The organism is Streptomyces sp. NPDC017991 (assembly GCF_044328075.1).
In the GTDB taxonomy this organism is placed as follows: Bacteria; Actinomycetota; Actinomycetes; order Streptomycetales; family Streptomycetaceae; genus Streptomyces.
This window is the reverse complement of record NZ_JBIRGP010000011.1, coordinates 254,580-267,496: the sequence shown is the minus strand read 5'-3', so window position 1 is coordinate 267,496 and position 12,917 is coordinate 254,580. Positions and strand designations below refer to the sequence as shown.

Below are 12,917 nucleotides of genomic sequence, written 5' to 3'. Positions count from 1 at the left end.
GTACGATGGGGGAATGCAGTTCCAGCAGCTCCAGTACTTCGTGGCGGTCGCCGAGACGCGGCATTTCACCCGGGCGGCCGACGTGGTCCATGTGGCTCAGCCGTCGCTCTCCCAGCAGATCAAGGCGCTGGAGCGGGAGTTGGGGGCCGACCTCTTCCTCCGGGCACGGGGGAACATCACGCTCACGGACGCCGGGGAGGCGCTGCTGCCGCTGGCCCGGCGCATCCTGGCGGACGCGGAGACGGCTCGGCACGAGGTGCAGGAGCTGGCTCAGCTGCGCAGCGGGCGGGTGCGGCTCGGTGCGACTCCGAGCCTGTGCACGGGGCTGCTGCCGGATGTGCTGCGCGCCTTCCACGACCGCTATCCGGGGATCAGGCTGCTGATCGAGGAAGGGGGCTCCCACGACCTCGTACGGGAGCTGGCGCGCGGGGCGCTCGACCTGGCTCTCGTCGTCCTGCCACTGCCTACGCCGTCGCCCGCGCTGACCACGGTGGAGGTGCTGCGGGAGGACCTGGTGGTGGTGTCCTCGCCGGCGGCGGCGGCGCCGGGAGGTGGGCGGCGGACCGTCGGTGTCCCCGACCTGGAGGGGGAACGGCTGGTGATGTTCCGGCACGGGTACGACCTGCGGGAGCTGACGGTCGCCGCGTGTCGCTCCGCGGGGTTCGAGCCGGATTTCGCGGTGGAGGGCGGGGAGATGGACGCGGTGCTGGGGTTTGTGCGGGCGGGGTTGGGGGTGGCCGTGGTGCCGCGGATGGTGGCGGTGCGGTCGGGGGCGGGGCTGCGGGTGACGCCGCTGGCCCGGCCCGGGCTGGCCCGGACCATCGCGTTGGCGCATCGCAGTGACGTGGCGCCACCGCGGGCTGCGCGCGAACTGCAGCGGATGCTGCTGGAACGGTGAGCGGCGGTTGCCCGGCGCGGGCCCGCTGTCGCTTGTTGCGCAGTTCCCCGCGCCCCTTCGAGGGCTACGGCACGTTTCACCCGTGCGGGTGCGTCGTGGTTGCGCGCGCAGTTCCCCGCGCCCCTTCGCGGGCTACGGCACGTTTCACCCGTGCGGGTGCGTCGTGGCTGAGCGCGCCGTTCCCCGCGCCCCTTCGAGGGCTGGGGCCCGTTTCGCCCGTGCGGGTGCGTTGTGGTTGCGCGCGCCGTTCCCCGCGCCCCTTCGAGGGCGCTGGTGGCGCGCGCCGTTCCTCGTGCCCCTTCGGGGGCGCTGGACGCGTGGCCATCGGTGCCCCTGCAGGGGCGCGGGGAACTGCGCGGGCGGCCACGGCGTGCCCGCACGTCCAAGCAGCCCGTCGCCACCCCCAGGGGCGCGGGGAACTGCGCGCTCAGCCACGACGCACCCGCACGGGCAAGATGCGCACCGCAACCCCCTCAGGGGCGCGGGGAACTGCGCAACAAGGCGCGGCAGCAGGCCCCCGCACCCCACCGCCGTCACCCCGTCGCGTCCACCAGGGACAGGTCGTGGAGACGGTCCGGCGGGCCAGGGCGGGCGTAGTACCAGCCCTGAGCCGTGTCGCAGCCCAGCAACCGCAGCTGCTCGGCCTGCGCCCCCGTCTCCACCCCCTCCACCGTGACCGCGAGGTCCAGGCTGTGGGCCAGCGAGACGATCCCCTCGACGATCTTGAGGTCGACAGGATCGGCGGGAAACTGCTGCATGCCCTGCGTGAAGGACCGGTCGAGCTTCAGGATGCTCACCGGCAGCCGCCGCAGATTGGCCAGGTTCGAGTACCCCGTACCGAAGTCGTCCAGCGCGATGTCGACACCCATCTCGGCCAGTCGACGCAAGGGCTTCAACAAGTCGTCGTCCGCACCGATCAGCGCCGACTCGGTGACCTCCAGGCAGAGCGCGTTCGGTTCGAGACCGATCCGCTCCAGGATGTCCACCGTGTCGGAGACAAGACCGGGATGGGTCAGCTGGCACGGCGACAGATTGACGTTGATCCGCAGCGGACCGGCGTCGGAGTGACGTTCCTGCCACTCACGGGCCTGCCGGACCGACTGCTCCAGGACCCAGCGGCCCAGCGGCACGATCAGCCCGGTGTGCTCCGCGAGCGGGATGAACCGGTCGGGCCCGAGCACACCGTGCTGCGGATGCAGCCACCGGACGAGGGCCTCGGCACCGTGCACACTGCCGTCACCGAGATGCACGAGCGGCTGGTACTCGATGAAGAACTCGCCCCGGTCCAGCGCCGCGGGCAGCGCCGTGGTGAGCCCGTGCCGGGTGATCGCGCGGGCGTCGGCCTCGGCGTCGGCCAGCTCGTAACGGTTGCCGCCCGCCGACTTGGCCCGGTACATCGTGATGTCGGCGCTGCGCAGCACTTCCGCCGGGCCGCGCTCGCCCGCCGGCCCCTCGACGATGCCGATGCTGCCGCGGACCGTCAACTCCCGGCCGTCGATACGCACCGGGGTGATCAGGGCGTTCATGATGCGGTCGGCGAGCGCGTCGACCTCGCTCTCGGTGTCGGGCCCGGTGGTCAGGGCCACGAACTCGTCGCCGCCGAGCCGGGCCACCATCTCACCGGGCGCGGTCGCGCAGGACTGCAGCCGGTCGGCGACCTCGACGAGCAGCCGGTCCCCCGCCGCGTGCCCGAGGCTGTCGTTGATGGTCTTGAAGCCGTCGAGGTCGAGGTAGCAGAGGCCGAAGCGCTGGCCGTCGCCCGCCGCGAGCGCCTTGTCGAGCCGCTCGAAGAACAGCGTGCGGTTGGGCAGCCCGGTGAGCGCGTCGTGCGTGGCCTCGTACCGCAGCCGGAGGTTGAGCAGCCTGCGCTCGGTGGTGTCCTCCATGAGGGCGAGCTGATACTGCGGCCGGCCGTCGGCGTCACGCAGCAGCGAGACGGTGAGGTTGGTCCACAGAACCGTTCCGTCAGGCCGGTAGAAGGCCTTCTCGACGTGGTAGTGCTCGCGGTCGCCGCGCACCAGCTCCTCGTAGAGCCGCCAGACCTGGGGAGCGTCCTCGGGGTGGGTCCACTCGGTGACGTTGCGCCCGCGCATCAGCTGCTCGGTGCCGCCGAACATACGCAGCAGGGCGTTGTTCACCTGCAGGATGTTGCCGTCGAGGTCCGCGACGCCGATGCCTATGGCAGCGCCCTCGAAGACCGCGCGGAAGCGTGCCTCGGTCGCGTGCAGCGCGTCCGCGACGATGCCCTGGGCCTGGAGTGCGGCGCGTGCGATGGTCTCCTGCTCGGCCAGCGTCCGCTCCCGCAGCGCCCTCGCGAACCCGGCGGCCATGGCGTGCTGCAGCCGCGCGGAGCGGGCGCGCAGGGCGTCCTGGGCTCCGTCCCCGCCGCAGTAGAGCACCAGGTAGGCGTCGACGCAGTCGAGTGTGGCGCTGAGTGCTTCGGGTTCCGTGCAGTGCGCCCCGATGAGCGCGGCGCCGACGGCCTGCCCCTCGGCCGCCTCGAACGTCCTGGCCCGCAGCGCCTCACTGAGCCGCCTGGCGAGCGGCACGAGGCGCTGCTCGAACTCCGGGCGGGTCAGCGACGTGGCGGTCACCGGGAAGACGGCCCGGCTCCAGATCGTCGCGAACCTGCGCAGTCTGTCCTCCGGCCCGTCCGGCTCCGCGGTCACGCCGTGCGCCCCACGCCCGCGAAACCCGAGTAGGAATAAGGATCCTCGTCCTCGGACGCCGGGTCGGGCCGCCAGTTCGGCATCGGCACCAGTCCGGGTTCCACCATGTCGTACCCCTCGAAGAACCGCGCGATGTCCTCGCGCGAGCGCATGATCAGCGGGTTTCGGATGTCCTTGTAGACGTCGACGGCGCCCCCGGCCCGCTCCGGGGGGAGCGGGATTCCCTCGTACGAGGCGTGCGTGACGACCAACAGACTGCCGGGCGCCAGGGCGTCCCTCAGCTCGGCCACGGCATCGTACGGGTCGTCCTCGTCCTCCACGAAGTGCAGTATGGCAACGAGAAGGAGAGCGACTGGCCGATTCAGGTCTATCAGGCGCTGCAGACGCGGACTCGCCAGGATCTCCCGGGGCTTGCGGAGGTCGGCGGTGATGACGTCCGCGTTCTCGTTGCCGGCCAGGACGGCCTCGCTGTGTGCGACGGCCACCGGGTCGTGGTCGACGTAGACGACGCGGGCGCCCGGACGGGCGCTCTGGGCCACGTCGTGGACGTTGCCGAAGGTGGGGATGCCCGAGCCGATGTCCAGGAACTGGTCGATGCCCTCGGCGGCCGCGAAGCGCACCGCGCGGCGCAGGAACGCCCGGTTCGCCTGCATGATCTTGGGGAGTCCCGGCATGAACTCCATGGCCCTGCGCGCGGCTTCCCTGTCGACCTCGAAGTTGTGCGATCCGCCCAGGTAGTAGTCGTAGACGCGGCTCACACTGGGCACCGAGATGTCGATGCCGCGTGGGGCCCAGGCGGGACGCTCCATCTATGTCTCCAAGGCGTAGACGATCCGGTGTTCGAGCTGAGGCTACTGATCGCCCGCCAATGGAGCGAGTGGAAACGGAAATTGACCGTCCGTTCAAGGCCACTGCCTCGGGCACGTGCCGAATGGAAGGCCCAGCGAAATCGCCCCGAAGCATTCCAAAGAGATCCGGGGGAACCGCGCGGAGTCACGAGCGGAGTCACGAGAGCCGTACCGGGACGCGTTCGGATGTGAAAAAACCGCTTCGCTCCCTCCGTGCGGTACGGAGGGAGCGAAGCGGTGGTTGTGCCCTCTTGTCATGATTCCTGCAGTCGCGGTTCTTGCTGTCGCGATTCCTGCGGTCGTGATTCCTGCGGTCGTGATTCCTGCGGTCGTGATTCCAGCTGCTGCGGTTCCTGTTGCCGACCCCTGCGGTGCGGCTACTTCGGCTTGCCGAGCGGCTTGCCCTCGGGGGAGATGGCGTACCACGTGCCGCCGACGCCCTGGCCGTTGGTGTCGCCGGGCTTCTTGTCACCCGCGAAGGTGTAGAGCGGCCAGCAGTCGATGCTCTGCTGCTTGAGTCCGTCCGGACGGTTGTTGATGACGTAGCCGCGCTTGCCGTCGTTCTTGTTGTCGATGCCCTTGGTGTCGGCGGCGTCCACCGGCTCGACGACCGGCCACTTCTCCAGGCAGGCGCCGATGCAGTTGGACTTCATCGGCCACGGGACGTCCTTCTCGAACCGGTAGACCGTCATACCGTTCTTGTCGATGACGACCTCGCCGAGCTCCGGGTCGTTACGGGTCGACAGACCGGGCAGGTCGGCGGCTTCCGCCGTGCCGCCCCCGGCGCCGGCGGACGCCTTCTTGCCCGTGGGGGCCGAGGCGTACCAAGTGCCGCCCACACCCTGGCCCTTGGCGTCACCGGCCTTGGTGTCCTTCGCGAACCGGTACTGGGGCCAGCCGTCGATGGTCAGCTGCTTCGTACCGTCGGAACGGGTGACCTCGCCGAGCAGGGCCTTGTCGATGCCGACCGGGGCCGCGGCACCCGAGGACGGGACCGGGGGCCAGGCCGTGGCGCAGTCGCCGTCACAGGTCGACTTCGGGGGCTCGGCCGTGTCCTTGTCGAAGCGGTACAGCGTCATGCCCGCGCTGTCCGTGACCACCTCACCGAGCTTCTCGGTGTCCGCCACGGCAAGCTGACCGGCGCTCTGGGCAACGGCGCCCTGCCCGTCCGCCGCTGCGGCGCCCGTCTCGGTAGTCGCTCCCGCCGAACCGTAGCCACCCGCCGCGGGCGCCGCGCCCACGTTCTGGCTGCCGGTCGCATCGCTCGCCTTTTCCTGACCGCACGCCGTCGTCAGCACCAGCACTGCCGCAGCTGACGCTACGAGTGAGGCGCTCCGCCAGGAGGTCTTCATTGGTAACTCCCGCTGTTTGCATAGGTGTTGCGGCACTGCTCAGCACCGCGTATGGCCCTAGGTACGGGCGGGGGTGCGGTGAGTGTTCAAAGTGAGCACACATTTCTTTCTGATAACGCCCGAGAGCCCTGCTCAGAGAGGGGCCAGAGAAGGGCCGGGGAGAGGTCGGGGAGCAGCCGGGGAGAGGCCACTGAAGAACCCTGCGCCCGGCGCGGTCCCGGTCCCGGAACGCTTCCGGCGCCATTCGGCAACGGTCTGAGGCACCTTTGTCCCTCCTTCGGGGCAATTACACGCCCAGTCCCCTATATGTGGGTGCACGGGGGCCGATGATCGCGATCGTGCCTGGACCAAAAAGAACCAAGCGTCCGCTCCGACTCGCTCTCGGCATACGGCTACTGGCGCTGCTCACCCTGACCTGGGTCGCGGGCGGCGCGCCGGCCCCCGCGACCGCCGACGCGTGCGCGTACGCCTCCTCGGGCCCCGGCGGAGTCTCGGCGGTGTCGGTCGCGGGCACCTGCCCGACCCCGACCCCACCCCCGCCGCCCCCGCCCTCGACTCCGTGCCCGACGCCCCCTCCGCCCAGTCCGCCTCCGAAACCCTCTCCCCCACCGAAACCGCCGCCGAAGCCGAGCCCCACCCCCACCCCCACCCCGACGCCTCCGCCGAAGCCGCCGCCCCCGCCGCGACCCGCGCCCGCCGCTCCGGTCGTCGTACCGCCCGCTCCCGTGACGCCACGGCCTACCCCCGCCACGCCACGCCCGACGCCTCCCTCGCCACGCCCGGCACCGCCCCCCAGCGCGCGGCCCGGTCCGTCGCCGACCCCGGTGAGCTATCCGCCGTACCGCGTCAGGGCGCGCAAGGCCCCGCCCCGCGGCGGCCCGTCCCTGGTGTCGCTCACCCTGCTCATCACCGCGCCCGCCGTGCTCGCCGCCGCCGCGCTGCGCCCGCGCTGACCCGGCGCCCGCACTGACCCCTGGAGGAATCCTTGTCGGAATGGCTTGTTCTCGCCCTCGCGATGGCCGCCGCGGCCGTCGTCGTCCTCGTCGTCACCTTCGTGCGGCACCGCACCGTCTCCGATGACGACGATCCGTCCGACACCCCGGACGTCATCGAGTACATGACGATGATGATCGGCGTGGTGTACGCCATCGTGCTCGGTCTCGCCATCGCCGGAGTCTGGGAGGCGCGGGGCGTCGCCGAGGACCACGTCCAGACGGAGGCGCAGGCGCTGCACGAGATCAACGAGCGGGTACGCGTCTATCCGCCGGACGTCCGCGACCGCATCCGGAAGGACGTCAACGCCTATGTCGATCACGTCGTCACCACCGAGTGGAAGACCATGGCGGACCACGGCCACGTCACGGGGCGGGGAACGGAACTGCTGAACCGGGTCCGCCAGGACGTCACCGCCTACGAACCGAAGACGGACTACGAGGCCCAGGCCTACCAGCCGCTCCTCGACCAGGTGACCGCGGCGGACACCGCGCGCACCGCCCGCGCCGACTCGACGGCGCCGACCATGCCGGGCGTCGTGTGGTTCGGTCTGATCACCGGGGCCGTGGTGACCGTCGGGCTGATCTTCGCCCTGCAGATCCGCCGCACAGCACGTGAGGTGATCCTGGCGGGCCTGTTCGCCGCGCTGATCGCCTTCCTGCTCTTCCTGATCTGGGACTTCGACGCGCCCTACAGCCGCGGGATCACGGCGACCGCCGACCCGTTCCTGACGCATTTCCCCGACGCCGGGAAATGACCTTGCCCGGCGCCGGGAGACGACCTCCCCCGGCGCCGGCGATCGACGGACCCGTACCGGGCGACCCGTACAGGGCGACCGAACCCGTGCCCGGGGGCGGGCGCCACGCCGTGTCCGTCCCCCGGGCGCGGGTACGGATTAGCCGGTTCGGCCCACACGATTGCCCCATTCGCGCGACTGCGATCGCGCCCGCGCCCGCACCTTCCTAGCGTTTTGGTCATCGAGGTGCATGTACGGCGCAGCGGAAACGGTCCGCGGGCTGCTCCTCGGGGACCCGGAGGACTCACCATGCGCGCGATACGCGTCGCCTCGGCCGCACTGCTGGGCATGACCGCACTGACCCTCGCCATGCCCGTCGCCGTCGCCGAGGGCGAAGGGGACCATGAGCCGGACCGCAACATCACCTCGTTCGGCTTCGACGTCTCGCCGTCGACGATCGCCGCGGGTGGCCGCGTCTCGCTGTCGGTCAACGGCTGCAAGAAGGAGACGAAGGTCAGTTCCGGTGTCTTCGACACGGTGACGATCCACAAGGGCCAGTCCAACGCCTCGGCCACCGTCGACTGGGACGCCAAGCCGGGCGCGGTGTACGAGGTGACGTTCCAGTGCGGGCACGAATCCGGCCACACGGACCTGACCATCGCGGGTGGCCGCCCGGACGACCCGACGCATCCCCCTGTCCACCGGGGCGTCAAGGCGGGCGTCGGCGGCACTGCGGGCGGCTTCGACCTCGGTGAGATCGGCCTCGGGGCGGCGCTCATCGCCGGCTCGGTCGGCGCGGCGTACCACTGGTCGCGCAGGCGCGCCGGCGAGAACAGCGGCTGACGCGCCGGACGGCCCTTCGCCCCGGAACCCATGAGGGTCCGGGGCGAAGGGCCGTTCACGTGCGATTCACGTGCGATCCGGTCTCCGAAGGGAAGAGATCGTCTCCGAGGAGAGCGGGCTCAGATCCTGCTCTCGGCGCGGCGGCGCATCCAGAACACCCCGCCGCCGACGAGCGCGAGACCGACCAGAGCACCGCCGATCGCCATGTCGGTCGGCGTGGCGCCGTCGGAGCTGCTGCCGCCGAGACCACCGCGGACACCGCCGATGACGGTGAAGGCGGCGGACTTCGTCAGGGCGGGCTTGCCCTGGCAGTGGACCCTGATGTCGTACGCGCCGGGCGAGGCCGAGCTGTTGATCGTCGTGGTTCCCTTCGACGTCTCGCTGTGGTTGTTGATCGGCGAGAGATCGGTCCGGGGGAACGCCCTCGACGTCATGCTGCCGCCGTGCGGGCACCCGTCGACGGTCACGGTGAGCTGTCCGCCCCGGGCGATGGCGCTGGGCATGGCGACGATGTTGCTAGAGGTGTCCCAGGCGACGGCCTGGGAAGCGGTGAGTCCGAGGGCGGCGATTGCTGTCGCAGAGACCGCCAGGGCACGAGTGCTACGCATGTGATCCTCCGCGGAAGGCGCCCCGGGGAACGTCCCCGGGTCGATCGGCGAGAGAACGCCTCCCAGACAGACACTCAGTTGTCGTGCACAGGGCCGCATTTCGAGAATGGTCCGTCCTGGTGAGAGGACACGCCGACGAAAAGGAACACAATCGGATATTGCCGCAGGTCACGCACCGTCAGAAATTTCCTCGCGGCCACGACTCGGATGGCGCACGGCGGCCCCGTCCACCACCCGTTCGCCTTTCTCCCGTCGCCCCGCGCGCGGGCTGCGCTTAGCGTTCTCATATGCGCGACGGACGTTGGCGACGGCCGCGTCGAGAGGGGTTTGCGAATGTCCGTGTCCGAGCTGGCCGAAGAGGAGGAGCGCCCCAGGAAGCGCGCTCCCTGGGGTGTCATAGCGCTTGTTCTGCTGACCGGCCTCGCTCTTATTCGCAATGGCTCGGGAGAGTTCGACGTGGGGCCCCCGCAGCCCGCGACGGCCGCCGCCGCGGACAGTGCCGGCACCGACAGGTCGCGGCCGGGCACTCCTGCTCCCCTGTCGTTCTCCGTGGCGGACCGCGTCAGGATCCCGGCGATCCAGGTCGACGCGCCCGCCGTGCCGGTGGGCCTCGACATGGAGGGTTGGGTGGACGCGCCGCCGCCGGAGGACCCGAATCTCGCGGGGTGGTTCTCGGGCGCGGTCTCCCCCGGCGAGAAGGGCACGGCCGTTGTCGTGGGCCATGTCGACAACCGGCAGGGGCCCGCCGTCTTCTACGGTCTCGGGGCCCTGAAAAAGGGAAACCGCGTGGAGGTCCGGCGCAGGGACGGAAAGACCGCCGTGTTCGAGATCTACGGCATCGAGGTCTTCGAGAAGAACAATTTCCCCGGCGACCGCGTCTACGGGAACACCGGAAACCCCGAATTGCGTGTCATCACCTGCGGAGGCGGTTTCTCCAAGCAGAACGGCTACGACGGGAATGTCGTCGCGTTCGCCCGCCTGGTCGAGGTCCGCTGAACGCAGCCCGGCCGGGTGGGCGGAAAGCCCGCCCGGCCGGAGTACGTCCAGGGTGCTAGGTGAGCTGCCGCCGGGGCACGGTGATGTGGTAGCCCGAGTCCAGCAGCCGCGGAAGATAGTCGCGCAGGGCCCGCACGCTCTGTGAGCGGTTGCCGCCCGCGTCGTGCGCGAGGACCACGACGCCCGGGCCGGCCCCCTTCATGACCCGGCGCTCGATGGTCCTGGCACCCGGCGTGGTCCAGTCCAGGGTGTCGACGGTCCAGGCGAGCGGCTCCATGCCGAGTTCGGCGCCGACCTCGAAGACGGCCCGGTTCCAGGCCCCGTACGGCGCACGGAACCAGCCGGGCCGCTCGCCGTACGCCTCCTCGACGACATCGCAGGTGCGTTCCATCTGGGAGCGGATCGCGGACCTGCTCAGCCGGGTCAGGAGCGGGTGGGACCAGGTGTGGTTGCCGACGACATGCCCCTCGTCCGACATCCGGCGCAGCATGTCCTTGTTGTCGGCGGCCATCTCGCCGCACACGAAGAACATGGCGCGCACGTCGTGGGCCTTGAGGGTCCGCAGGATGCCGGGGGTGTAGCGGGGGTCGGGGCCGTCGTCGAAGCTCAGCACCATGCCGCGCTCCCGCTCCGACACCCGCAGGAACGGCTCGTGCCGTACGGGGGTGCGTGCGGGCGTACCGCGGGCCGGCCCGTATCCCGCGATGGGCTGAAGCCGGTAGGCGGAGGGCCTGCGGACCGCTCTGTTCGCCTGGGCACCGGCGGCGGGCACGCCGGGGGACCGGGCCGAAGGGCCCGGGTCCGCGCCGAGCAGCTGTACCGCGCCGGCCGCACCCGCCGCTCCCAGGGCGGCGGCACCGGTGAGCAACGCCCGGCGCCGCGAGAGGAACTGATCCTTATTCATGACTAATCAGTCGCCCGGTGGTGGCCCGCCCCAGCACATCGCCACCGGTGCGGTCGTATGAAAACACCCGTTGGGAGCATCTGCCGAGCGGTCCTGCACCGGCGGGCGGGGTCCCGGACGGCGGTCGGCTCCGCCTGTTCCGATAGCCTCGGGCCGTGACGGAACAGCACTCCCACCAGTTCGAACGTGGCACCGACGGGCCCAAGGTCATCCTGGCCGGCGTGGACGGCTCCGAGTCCTCGCTGCGGGCGGCCTCCTATGCCGCGGGGCTGGCCCGGCGGCAGCGGGCGCTGCTCACGCTGGTGTACGTACAGCCGGTGATGGCGGCGGGTGCGGCGCTCGGGGTGCCGGTCGCCGACACGACCGACCAGATCGCCGAGGAGCTGGTCCGGGACATCCAGGAGGCGGCCGAGCAGGTCAAGGGCATATTCGATGTGCGCTGGGAGTTCCACACCTTCCGCGGCGACCCGTACAACGGGCTGGTCTCGGCGGCCGAGCAGCTGAAGGCGGACGCGGTCGTGGTGGGCGCGTCGGAGCAGGCGGGGCACCGGATCGTCGGTTCCGTCGCGATCCGGCTGGTGAAGGCGGGCCGCTGGCCTGTGACAGTGGTGCCGTAGACCGGTGACGGTGGGCCGCGGGCCGCGATGGCGGTGGTGCCGCGGACCGGACCGTCGAGGACGGGACACATGCGGAGGCGGAGCCTTCCGTCCCGGTTGACCGTTCGTCGTACCGTTCGCCGACGGGTTCGACCGTTGGCCGACGAGCCGTGTCCTGGCCCTGTCCCGGCGGGACGCCCTGCGCTGGCATACGGCCATGACGGCCGCCATCACCATGACCAGCAGGACGACCGCCGAGCACGAGCTGGCCGAATTGCAGCGGGAGCACGGGGCACCGCTCTTCGCCCTGATGCTGAGGCTCTCCGACGGGGACCGCCAGCGCGCCGAGGACCTGGTGCAGGAGACATTCGTACGCGCCTGGCAGCATCCCGAGGCCCTGCGCGCCGACGACTTCGATTCCGTACGGCCCTGGCTGCTGACCGTGGGGCGGCGCCTGGCCATCGACGCGCGGCGGGCCCGGCAGGCGCGGCCCGCGGAGGTCGGGGACGCCGTGCTGGAGAGCGCGCGGGTCGCGGCGGATCACGCGGAACGCTCCGTGGCGACCCTCGATGTGCGGGAGGCTGTGAAGACTCTCACTCCCGAACACCGTGAAGTCCTGGTGCAGGTGTATTTCCGCGGGGCCAGCGTGGCGGAGGCCGCCGCCGCCCTGGGTATTCCGGCCGGTACGGTGAAGTCCCGCGCGTACTACGCGCTGCGTGCCCTGCGCCGGGTCCTTCCGGGATATGCGGCCGACCTGCGATGAAACCGTGGGTTAGGTCAAGCCTCCGTAAAGCGCCTTGCTGAGGATCATGGTTGAGCAATCAGCTGTCCTCATCCGTGTTCCCCGACGGGGCCCGGGTTCGGGCGACGCGCACGCACCGGAGGAAGGCAGGAAGGGATGCTGCACAGAGGTCAAGAGAGCACGGACGGCACCGGCGGCGGTGAACTCACCGTCCCCATGGCGTGGTTGTACGCGGAGTACATCGCGGACGAACTGCTGCGGACCGGCGACCTGATGCCGCCCACGTCCTTCGAGTTCAGAGCCGGGCGTGACGCGCTGGCTCTCACCATCTTCCTGTCCGACACCAGTGGCGAGCTCTCCGGCATCCGGGTGGTGACGCAGCTGGAGACCTGGCTGTCGCTGACGGCGTACGACCAGCCGTGGCAGGACTGGGTCGGCGAGTGCATGGCCGGGCTCGCCGCCGAGGCCGCCGACTCGGGCGGTCCGTCGCCCGATCTGGATCTGGCGACGGCGGCCTGGCGCTGGCTGGAGGAGACCGAACTGCTCGCGCCCGACCTGGACGCGGTGCCGGGCGGTGGCCCCGTCATCGGCGAGGACGACGGCCCCAAGGTGTGGACCCCGGCCTGGCAGCTGGGGCTGCCGCTCGGACATCTGGCGATCCACCTTTTCTGACTTTTCCGACCGATCCCCCGACCGATCCACCGACGGAGCCCCCGGCCGGCTCCCCTGACC

The 12,917-nt window shown here is 70.9% G+C and carries 13 protein-coding genes; 8 read left to right on the top strand and 5 right to left on the bottom strand.

Annotation, left to right across the window (positions count from 1 at the left end; translation table 11 throughout):
- Nucleotides 1-13 precede the first annotated feature (13 nt).
- Complete coding sequence (locus ACH4DZ_RS30175; RefSeq protein WP_398290547.1) at nt 14-898, top strand: LysR family transcriptional regulator; 885 nt, start codon at nt 14-16, stop codon at nt 896-898.
- A 533-nt stretch (nt 899-1,431) separates the two neighbouring features.
- Here ACH4DZ_RS30175 and ACH4DZ_RS30170 read toward each other — a convergent pair.
- From ACH4DZ_RS30170 to ACH4DZ_RS30160, 3 genes are all read right to left on the bottom strand, one after another.
- A complete protein-coding gene (locus ACH4DZ_RS30170; RefSeq protein ID WP_398290546.1) occupies nt 1,432-3,567 on the bottom strand; it encodes a putative bifunctional diguanylate cyclase/phosphodiesterase in 2,136 nt (711 codons plus the stop codon).
- Nucleotides 3,564-4,376 carry an SAM-dependent methyltransferase gene (locus tag ACH4DZ_RS30165; protein WP_398290545.1) on the bottom strand — a complete coding sequence of 271 codons (813 nt, stop codon included), beginning with the start codon at nt 4,374-4,376 and terminating at the stop codon, nt 3,564-3,566. Before ACH4DZ_RS30165 ends, ACH4DZ_RS30170 begins: the two co-directional genes overlap by 4 nt.
- A gap of 416 nt (nt 4,377-4,792) precedes the next feature.
- Nucleotides 4,793-5,767, bottom strand: a complete 975-nt coding sequence (locus ACH4DZ_RS30160; protein ID WP_398290544.1) for an SCO0930 family lipoprotein — start codon at nt 5,765-5,767, stop codon at nt 4,793-4,795.
- Between the two features lie 457 nt (nt 5,768-6,224).
- On the opposite strand from ACH4DZ_RS30160, the gene ACH4DZ_RS30155 reads away from it, so the two are divergent.
- The 3 genes from ACH4DZ_RS30155 to ACH4DZ_RS30145 all read left to right on the top strand — a co-directional run bounded on the left by ACH4DZ_RS30155 (nt 6,225) and on the right by ACH4DZ_RS30145 (nt 8,339).
- Nucleotides 6,225-6,737 carry a hypothetical protein gene (locus ACH4DZ_RS30155; RefSeq protein ID WP_398290543.1) on the top strand — a complete coding sequence of 171 codons (513 nt, stop codon included), beginning with the start codon at nt 6,225-6,227 and terminating at the stop codon, nt 6,735-6,737.
- 15 nt (nt 6,738-6,752) lie between these two features.
- Nucleotides 6,753-7,517 carry a hypothetical protein gene (locus tag ACH4DZ_RS30150; RefSeq protein WP_398290542.1) on the top strand — a complete coding sequence of 255 codons (765 nt, stop codon included), beginning with the start codon at nt 6,753-6,755 and terminating at the stop codon, nt 7,515-7,517.
- A 288-nt stretch (nt 7,518-7,805) separates the two neighbouring features.
- Entirely contained in the window at nt 7,806-8,339 is a 534-nt protein-coding gene (locus ACH4DZ_RS30145) for a hypothetical protein (RefSeq protein ID WP_398290541.1), read from the top strand.
- A gap of 119 nt (nt 8,340-8,458) precedes the next feature.
- Here ACH4DZ_RS30145 and ACH4DZ_RS30140 read toward each other — a convergent pair whose 3' ends face one another.
- Nucleotides 8,459-8,947, bottom strand: coding sequence for a hypothetical protein (locus tag ACH4DZ_RS30140; RefSeq protein ID WP_398290540.1), 489 nt, complete (start codon nt 8,945-8,947; stop codon nt 8,459-8,461).
- Nucleotides 8,948-9,280: 333 nt separating this feature from the next.
- Here ACH4DZ_RS30140 and ACH4DZ_RS30135 point away from each other — a divergent pair, with 333 nt between their 5' ends.
- On the top strand, nt 9,281-9,943 hold the full coding sequence (locus ACH4DZ_RS30135; RefSeq protein ID WP_398290539.1) for a class F sortase: 663 nt from the start codon (nt 9,281-9,283) through the stop codon (nt 9,941-9,943).
- A gap of 55 nt (nt 9,944-9,998) precedes the next feature.
- On the opposite strand, the gene ACH4DZ_RS30130 is transcribed toward ACH4DZ_RS30135, so the two are convergent.
- Nucleotides 9,999-10,847 carry a polysaccharide deacetylase family protein gene (locus tag ACH4DZ_RS30130; RefSeq protein ID WP_398290538.1) on the bottom strand — a complete coding sequence of 283 codons (849 nt, stop codon included), beginning with the start codon at nt 10,845-10,847 and terminating at the stop codon, nt 9,999-10,001.
- Between the two features lie 155 nt (nt 10,848-11,002).
- Here ACH4DZ_RS30130 and ACH4DZ_RS30125 point away from each other — a divergent pair, with 155 nt between their 5' ends.
- From ACH4DZ_RS30125 to ACH4DZ_RS30115, 3 genes are all read left to right on the top strand, one after another.
- Nucleotides 11,003-11,464: a universal stress protein gene (locus tag ACH4DZ_RS30125; protein ID WP_210887078.1), complete on the top strand. Its 462-nt coding sequence runs from the start codon at nt 11,003-11,005 to the stop codon at nt 11,462-11,464.
- 196 nt (nt 11,465-11,660) lie between these two features.
- Nucleotides 11,661-12,206 carry a sigma-70 family RNA polymerase sigma factor gene (locus ACH4DZ_RS30120; protein WP_210887081.1) on the top strand — a complete coding sequence of 182 codons (546 nt, stop codon included), beginning with the start codon at nt 11,661-11,663 and terminating at the stop codon, nt 12,204-12,206.
- A gap of 135 nt (nt 12,207-12,341) precedes the next feature.
- Nucleotides 12,342-12,857, top strand: coding sequence for a hypothetical protein (locus ACH4DZ_RS30115; RefSeq protein ID WP_398290537.1), 516 nt, complete (start codon nt 12,342-12,344; stop codon nt 12,855-12,857).
- Nucleotides 12,858-12,917 lie beyond the last annotated feature (60 nt).